The sequence below is a fragment of the uncultured Marixanthomonas sp. genome, assembly GCF_963974425.1.
Classification (GTDB): Bacteria; Bacteroidota; Bacteroidia; order Flavobacteriales; family Flavobacteriaceae; genus Marixanthomonas.
In genome coordinates this window covers 167061-173710 of sequence record NZ_CAXBCK010000001.1, presented here as the reverse complement: position 1 = coordinate 173710, position 6650 = coordinate 167061, and the positions used below count along the sequence as shown (strand labels likewise).

General features: G+C 35.6%; 6 protein-coding genes. All 6 read right to left on the bottom strand.

The genetic code is table 11. The features are described from left to right. Positions 1-1234, bottom strand: a 1234-nt coding sequence (serS, locus tag AACZ92_RS00710; protein WP_339695739.1) for a serine--tRNA ligase, incomplete at its 3' end; no start/stop codon positions are given. 479 nt (positions 1235-1713) lie between these two features. After that, entirely contained in the window at positions 1714-3054 is a 1341-nt protein-coding gene (locus AACZ92_RS00705; RefSeq protein ID WP_339695736.1) for an HTTM domain-containing protein, read from the bottom strand. Beyond that, positions 3047-3979 (bottom strand): bifunctional riboflavin kinase/FAD synthetase, encoded by a 933-nt coding sequence (locus AACZ92_RS00700; protein WP_339695733.1) that lies wholly within the window; start codon positions 3977-3979, stop codon positions 3047-3049. Before AACZ92_RS00700 ends, AACZ92_RS00705 begins: the two co-directional genes overlap by 8 nt. A 1-nt stretch (position 3980) precedes the next feature. Next, positions 3981-4613 carry an aminoacyl-tRNA hydrolase gene (gene pth / locus AACZ92_RS00695; protein WP_339695730.1) on the bottom strand — a complete coding sequence of 211 codons (633 nt, stop codon included), beginning with the start codon at positions 4611-4613 and terminating at the stop codon, positions 3981-3983. An 81-nt stretch (positions 4614-4694) separates the two neighbouring features. After that, entirely contained in the window at positions 4695-5363 is a 669-nt protein-coding gene (locus AACZ92_RS00690; protein ID WP_339695727.1) for a 50S ribosomal protein L25/general stress protein Ctc, read from the bottom strand. Between the two features lie 121 nt (positions 5364-5484). Continuing rightward, the gene (locus AACZ92_RS00685; RefSeq protein WP_339695724.1) at positions 5485-6426 is read right to left on the bottom strand and encodes a ribose-phosphate pyrophosphokinase; all 942 of its coding nucleotides are present in this window, start codon (positions 6424-6426) and stop codon (positions 5485-5487) included. Positions 6427-6650 lie beyond the last annotated feature (224 nt).

The following is a 6650-nucleotide window of genomic DNA, read 5'->3' as shown; positions in this document are numbered from 1 at the left end:
CCTCAGGGATTTTAATTCCTTCAGGGGTTTGGTAGTTTTCTAAAATTCCTGCTAATACACGAGGTAATGCCAAAGCACTTCCGTTTAAGGTGTGAGCAAGATTGTTTTTACCATTTTCATCTTTAAAACGAAGCTTCAATCGGTTGGCTTGAAAGGTTTCAAAGTTAGATACAGAAGAAATTTCCAGCCAACGGTCTTGAGCGGTAGAAAATACTTCAAAATCATATGTCAAAGCTGCGGTAAATCCTAAATCACCTCCGCATAGACGCAAAATTCGGTAGGGTAATTTTAATTCGCGTAATATATCTTTTACGTGTTCTACCATCCCATCTAATGCTTTGTAGCTGTTATCAGGATGCTCGATGCGAACCAATTCTACCTTGTCAAATTGATGCAAACGGTTTAAACCACGAACGTGGGCACCGTAACTTCCCGCCTCTCTTCTAAAGCAGGGTGTATATCCAGTACATGTGATTGGCAATTGGTCTTGCTTTAATAAATCACCTCGAAACATATTGGTTACCGGAACTTCCGCTGTTGGGATCATATACAAATCATCGTTGGTGATATGATACATTTGCCCTTCTTTATCGGGTAATTGACCTGTACCACGTGCAGAATCTTCATTTACCATCAACGGAACCTGATATTCGGTATATCCAGCTTCAACATTTTTATCTAAAAAATAGGTGATTAACGCACGCTGTAACCTAGCACCTTTTCCTTTATAAATAGGAAATCCGGCTCCAGTTACTTTTACTCCCAATTCAAAATCGATCAGGTCGTATTTTTTGGCTAATTCCCAGTGTGGTAACGATCCTTCCTCTAGCGTTGGAATGTCTAATTCACGGAAAATTTCTTCATTATCTTCTTCGTCATTTCCAGCTGGTACACTCTCATGTGGCACGTTGGGAATATTGTACAACAATTCTTGCAGTTTTTCTTCCGCGGTGTTTAATTCCTCTTGCAGCGTTTTAGAATCTTGTTTTAATTGGGTTGTTTTTTCTTTTAACAAGTTTGCTTTTTGAGCCTCTCCTTTTTGAAAAAGCATCCCAATTTCTTTTGAAAATTTATTGGACTTTGATAATATATCATCTAGTTTAGTCTGGGTGTTTCTACGAGTTTCGTCTGCAGCAATAATCGCATCCAGATCGTTAGTAGCATCAATGCCTCTTTTAGCAAGTGCTTTGATAAATTGATCCTTGTTTTCTCGGATTTCTTGTACTTGTAACATAGTCCTAAAATTTTAAGAAAGCAAAGTTAGGGAAATGGAAGTTTTATTGTTGTTTTTTTATAGGTTTTTACTTGTCTTGTAAAGAAATATAGGGCTATTTATTTAGTTACTTAAAATTTTCTATGTCTTATCAGAATAAAATTACCACAAAAACATAGGTCCATTGTAGTGAACTTTAATTGAAAAAAAAGTATATGTTATAGAGAACATGGTTCCTAAGATTAAAAAGAACCATCTGAACTTATCTAGCTTGAAAAAATTATTTAAATAATAATTATCTAATAATTCAAGGAGTATTCCAATAGAATAGAAAATATTAGCAATTATTCCATAAATTAAAATACATATGATATCATTAAAACGAAAGACATCAGGGTTTTCATTAAAAATCTGCCATATGCCAAAACTAAGAACAGTTAAATTAAACCAAATTCGTTTTTTTTCCCACCATTGTAAAGAATTTGAGATTAATTGATGATTCATAGATTATTTTTTTTCCTAGCGAAGCCATCTGGGGAAGGTAAAATCCAATCAGTGTGTTTAAAATGATGCCATGGCTGGGCGGCTATATCAATTTCTGGGTTGGTTAATTGGTTATAACGCCCTGTGTTTACTCGTATATATGAATCCATGTAAACCTCTACATCTTTCTTTCCATTTTTTTCTTCAATTTGTTTAATACGCTGTGCGAGTTGCCAAAGCATATCAGGCTTAGATTTTACAGATCGTTGTTGTTTTTTACTAAGTAGCAAGTTGTAATTATAGCGTTTTTTCTCTGTATCTCCTTTTTCTTTTATCGAAACGGTTAAACTACCTGCTTTGCTACGTAGCATCATGCGCCAACTTAAACGGTGACCTTCTTCGGTCCAGAGTACGTCGTCTTTAAAAAACCAATGGCGTAACGGTAAACCTATTTGGATTATAAAATAGATGGAAAATATAGTTAGTAGTGCTGGTTTATAATTTGGTACGATGACTTCGCCTTTGGTATATAATTTTTTCTTCGGAAGAAATCGTTTTTGTAATATTTCCGAAGAAAAGAAAAAGAAAGCAAATGCCATGGACATATAAGGGAATATTCCAATCTGGAATATAATTGAGTTGAATAAATGAAAGAATATGGAAACAATAAAAGCTGCCAATCGGGTCCTTTTCCAAAGTAATAATGGGACAATTAATAAATCGAACAAAATACCAACGTATGCAATGCACCAATGCACCCAATTTTCCTGAAGCAATCCTCCCACCAACCAGTAATCGCTTTTGCTTTTCATAAAAAGGGCGGGTACACTGGCATCAAACCAGCCAGGATACCATTTTGCTATAGAACCGTATGTATAAACAATCCATACTTGAAGAATCAATATTAACAGTACCCATCTAGGCATGGATGGTGACTTAATTTCAGAGTTTTGTCTGGCATCGATAGAAAACCATCGGTTGGCTGGTAAAAAAACCATTAGCCAACATAGTAACATCATTAAGTAGTAATGATTGTTGTAAGATGATTTTTGCATTAAATAGACACAGCTCCACATAAGCGCGTAGCAAAACATACTAAACCGATACTTGTAACCTAACATAACCAAAACGCCAAAAGTGCCCATTAAAGCAAAATACCAATACATTAAATCGCCAGGTAATGGTTGTAAAAACTCAAAGCCGATAAAGTTGAATGTAAATTTGGGTTCAACTAAGGTGCGTCGTACCCAACCAGAAGCAATTGCGCCAAATCCTTCTATGGCAATTAATGCCCCAAAAACCACTCGCCATAATACGAGACCAGTATTATCTATATGTTTAAATAAAAATCTATTCACGGTTTTTAAGGAAATTCCTTGCAAATAATTCGTCTTGTTTAATAGCCTTTTTTAAAGTTTCCATTCCGTCAAATGTTTCTTCATCACGAATATGGGTTATAAACTCTATTTGTAAAGTTTGATTGTACAAGTCTTGATTATAATCTAAAAAGTGAGTTTCAATAGTTTTTTTTCTACCTCCAACGGTTGGGTTGGTGCCAATACTTGTTATTCCAAAAACTTGTTTATCGTTAATTGTGGCTTCTACCACGTACACTCCATTTTTTGGAATTAACTTATAATCTTCAGTAGGGTGTAGGTTGGCTGTCGGGTACTCTATTGTTCTTCCAATGGCTTTTCCTTGCACTACTGTTCCCGAAATCATAAATTGATAGCCTAGATATTCGTTGGCCGTACTAATATCGCCTGCCTCCAATGCCTTTCGGACTTTGGTAGAGCTTACCGCAACCTCGTCTAATTCTTGAGCACTTATTTCTTCTACTTCAAAACCGTAGGTCTTTCCATATTCTTTTAAATCATTTATATCTGCGGTACGGTTTCTGCCAAAACGATGATCATACCCAATAATTACTTTTTTGGCTTTTAAGCTATTTACCAGAATATCACGTACGTATTCTACTGCAGTTAAACGAGAAAATTGTCTAGTAAAAGTATGAACTATTAAATGGTCTAAGCCTGTTTTTTCTAGCAGTTCTTTCTTTTCTGAAAGCGTATTAATGAGCTTGATGTTTGAATCTTTTTGAAGCACCATCCGTGGATGTGGAAAAAAAGTTAGCAAAACAGAATCTAAATTGTCTTTTTCTGCGGAATGAACCAAGCGTTTTAAAATAGCTTTATGGCCAATATGAACACCATCAAACGTGCCGATGGTTATTACACAAGGTCTTTCATTATCATACTTTGAAGCTGAGCTGTATTCTTTCACCTTAGTTTCCGTTAAAAGTGTTCATAGTATTGTTTATGCCTGCCAACCCAAAAGATTCAATGGCTTTAGTTGCTTTTTCTAAGCGTTCAGGTAATTTTTTATTTTCTTCTTCATCCCATTCGCCTAAAACATAGTCTACTTGCCTGCCTTTGCTAAATTCATCACTAATACCAAACCGAAATCGATTGTATTTATTTGTCTGTAAGGTGTTTTGTATGTCTTTCAATCCATTATGACCCCCATCACTCCCTTTTGTTTTTATTCGAAGTGTTCCAAACGGTAGGTTTAGATCATCGGTCACTACCAACAAATTTTCTAGCGGTATTTTTTCTTTATCCAGCCAATATCTTACTGCTTTTCCGCTGAGGTTCATAAAAGTACTGGGTTTTAATAATAAAAAAGTGCGTCCTTTCTTTTTATGGATTGTAATATCGCCTAGTTTTTCTGTTTCCCAGGTTAAATCATGTTCTTTTGCTAAAGCATCTAGAATTTTAAAACCGATATTATGGCGTGTATTATGATATTTTGGACCTATGTTTCCTAATCCGGCAATTAAAAATTTTTTCATGGGATCACCTTCTGTGAAGGGTTGTTTTTTGGTTGTGCTAAAAAGCTTTTTAAAAAATGATAGCATTGATTAAATGTTTCAGCAGTAAAAATAAAAAAAGCATCCCAAATTATAGGATGCTTTTTGTATATCTTAAGATAGAGAGGTTTATTCGTCAGAAGATCCTTCTTTGTTTTCTCCTCCTTCAGCAGTTGCTTCAGTTCCTTCTTCGCCTTCAGCTCCTTCAGCTCCTTCTTCGTCTTCGTCTTCGTCAACTTCATCAACGATAGCTGTACGAGAAGTTCTAACTTGGCAGATTACTTTTTTGTCTTCGTGCAAGAATTCAAAATCTTCAGTTTCAATATCACCAACAGTTTTTACATCACCAATTTTCATATTAGTAATATCAACATCGATAAAATCTGGAAGATTTTTAGGTAATGCTTTTACTCTCAATCTACGGTTAATAACACGTAATACCCCACCATTTTTAACTCCAGCAGCGTTACCTGAAACACGTACCGGAATGGTCATGCTTATTGGAGTACCATCGAATAACTGATAGAAATCAATATGTAGAATTTGGTCTGTTACGGGGTGAAATTGAATATCCTGTAAAGCACAGTCAATTGTATCGCCATCTGCCAACTCTAACTCAACTCTAAAAACGTCGGGTGTGTAAACTAGGTTTTGAAATGATAATTCATCTGCTGAAAAATGAATGGTACTATCCCCTCCGTACACGACGCAAGGAACCTTTCCAGCATTACGTAGGGCTTTCGTTGCTTTCTTGCCCACGCTTTCTCTTTTAGATCCTTTGATTGTAATTGATTTCATTGTAATGAATTGTAAATTAGTATATATTAAAAATTTTGGAGTGCAAAGATGCGGTTTTTTTCTCTGTACTGAAAATAAAAAAGCGGTTATTTTACCGCTTTTCTATCTGTTTTGTTGGGGGTTACATTAAAAACTTAGAACTAATGCTTTTATTGTGGTTTACACTTAGCATGACATCAGCAAAAAGACTGGCGCAGGTAAGTACCTTTACTTTTTTACTTTCTTGACTTAACGGAATAGAGTCTGTAACAATCAACTCTTCTAATTTCGAATTTTCAATACGTTCATAAGCATTCCCTGACAGAATAGGGTGTGTACAAATGGCTCGTACACTTAAGGCTCCACGTTCCATCATAAGGTCGGCAGCTTTGGTTAAGGTCCCTGCGGTATCTACCATATCGTCTACTAGAACTACATTTTTTCCTTTTACATCGCCAATCAATGCCATATGAGAGATTACATTAGCTTTCTCACGTTGTTTATAACAAATAACAACATCGCTTTCTAGTGCCTTGGAATACGCATACGCTCTTTTACTACCACCCATATCTGGCGAGGCGATTGTTAAGTTATCTAAATTTAACTTTCTTAAATGCGGTAAAAAGATGGTAGAAGCAAAGAGATGATCTACTGGTTTTTCAAAAAAGCCCTGAATCTGGTCAGCGTGTAAATCCATAGTGATAATCCGAGTAGCTCCTGCTGTTTCTAGCATTTTGGCCACTAATTTTGCAGCAATAGGTACACGCGGCTTGTCTTTTCTATCTTGCCTAGCCCATCCAAAATATGGTAACACTGCTGTAATGTGCCTTGCAGAAGCTCTTTTTGCAGCATCGAGCATTAACAGCATTTCCATTAAATGGTCACTGTTTGGGTGTGTGGAACCAATTATAAATACACGGCTTCCACGAACAGATTCTTCAAAAGAAGGCTGAAATTCACCATCGCTGTATGTAGAGGTAATTACTTTACCTAATGGAATACCAAAGGCTTCAGCTATATTAGTAGCTAAGGTTTCACTTTGTTTACAGGCAAAAATTTTGGGTTCAGGAATAGGAGCAGACATGGTTTTTGTTTTGAAATTGGTTGTGTGCAAATGTAAAAATTAATTGTTTAGCTGATTGAGAATAGACCATAGAAATATATAGTAATTTTAAAAACTTCTTTTATTCATGATTAAACGGATTAAGATGGTAAAGATTTAGAACTAGAGTTGCCTAACGCGTTTTAGATTTTTAACTTGCCTTCCATAAAATAATTGATAACCTATAAAGAAACCTCTGCCTTGGC

Bases quoted from the DNA above. Each gene is read 5' to 3' on its own strand.
- pth (WP_339695730.1), bottom strand. From the start codon at position 4,613: ATGCTATCATTTTTTAAAAAGCTTTTTAGCACAACCAAAAAACAACCC.
- AACZ92_RS00690 (WP_339695727.1), bottom strand. From the start codon at position 5,363: ATGAAATCAATTACAATCAAAGGATCTAAAAGAGAAAGCGTGGGCAAG.
- AACZ92_RS00685 (WP_339695724.1), bottom strand. From the start codon at position 6,426: ATGTCTGCTCCTATTCCTGAACCCAAAATTTTTGCCTGTAAACAAAGT.